The following is a 1,407-nucleotide window of genomic DNA, read 5'->3' as shown; positions in this document are numbered from 1 at the left end:
CACAGCCTGGGCCAGATCGATGCTGGTCGCCGCAACCAGGCGTACATCCACCGGACTTGGCTGATGCGCACCGACACGGGTGACTTCGTGGTCTGCCAGCTTTTCCTCAGTAGCGATGGCTTTGGTCAACAAGCGATCCTTGGCGCGAGCACGAAGCTCGTTGACGATGTCCTCGTCAAAGCCGTCGATGTTGAGCATCTCCTCCACCGGTACGTAGGCAATCTCTTCCAGGCTGGTGAAGCCTTCATCTACCAGCACCTGAGCCAGTTCTTCGTCGACTTCCAGCTCGTCGATGAAGTTGCGCAGGATGTCGCCGGTTTCTGCTTGCTGCTTATCCTGGATGTCCGATTCGGTCATCACGTTCAGGGTCCAGCCAGTCAACTGGCTGGCCAGACGCACGTTCTGACCACCGCGACCGATGGCCTGAGCCAGATTGTCTGCGCCGACGGCGATGTCCATGGCATGGGCATCTTCGTCAACGATAATTGCCGCAACCTCCGCCGGGGACATGGCGTTGATCACGAACTGGGCAGGGTTGTCGTCCCACAGCACGATATCAACACGCTCACCACCCAACTCACCCGATACCGCCTGGACGCGCGAACCGCGCATACCGATGCAGGCACCTTGCGGGTCAATGCGCTTGTCCTTGGAGCGGACGGCGATCTTGGCACGCGAACCCGGATCACGGGAGGCGGCCATGACCTCGATGAGGCCTTCGGCGATTTCCGGCACTTCGATACGGAACAGCTCGATCAGCATTTCCGGCGCGGTACGCGACAGGATCAACTGCGGGCCGCGATTCTCGGTGCGGATTTCCTTGAGCAGCGCACGCAGACGCACGCCGACACGGAAGGTTTCGCGAGAAATGATGTCTTCACGGGCCAGCAACGCTTCAGCGTTGTTGCCCAGATCGACGATCACGTTGTCGCGGGTAACTTTTTTCACGGTGCCGGAGATGATTTCTCCCAGGCGCTCGCGATAGGCGTCAACCACTTGAGCGCGCTCGGCTTCGCGAACCTTCTGCACGATGACCTGCTTGGCAGTCTGTGCAGCGATGCGGCCGAACTCGATGGATTCGATTTTCTCTTCGACGACGTCACCGACCTTGGCGCCAGGATGCGTTTCGGCAACCTTGCTTGGCCAGGTTTCGATGGCCGGATCGTCGAGATCATCCTCTTCAACGACCGTCCAGCGACGGAAGGTTTCGTAGGAACCGGTGTGGCGATTAATTTCCACACGCAGGTCCACTTCGTCTTCAAAGCGCTTTTTGGTAGCAGTGGCCAGAGCCAGCTCCAGCGCTTCAAAAATTACGCTTGCCGGTACACCCTTTTCATTGGATACCGACTCATGTGCCAGGAGTACTTCTTGGCTCATCGTACGCGTCGACTATCGCAAGAGTGTGGT

At 58.6% G+C, this 1,407-nt stretch carries 1 protein-coding gene; it reads right to left on the bottom strand.

Features of this window, described 5'->3' with window-relative positions; translation table 11 throughout:
• On the bottom strand, nt 1–1,377 hold a 1,377-nt coding region (gene nusA / locus ACIGDJ_RS28245; protein WP_397504722.1), incomplete at its 3' end, for a transcription termination factor NusA.
• Nucleotides 1,378–1,407: the final 30 nt, after the last annotated feature.

This window comes from Pseudomonas sp. NPDC079367, assembly GCF_044542195.1.
Taxonomy (GTDB): domain Bacteria; phylum Pseudomonadota; class Gammaproteobacteria; order Pseudomonadales; family Pseudomonadaceae; genus Aquipseudomonas.
This window is presented reverse-complemented; position numbering and strand designations above follow the sequence as displayed.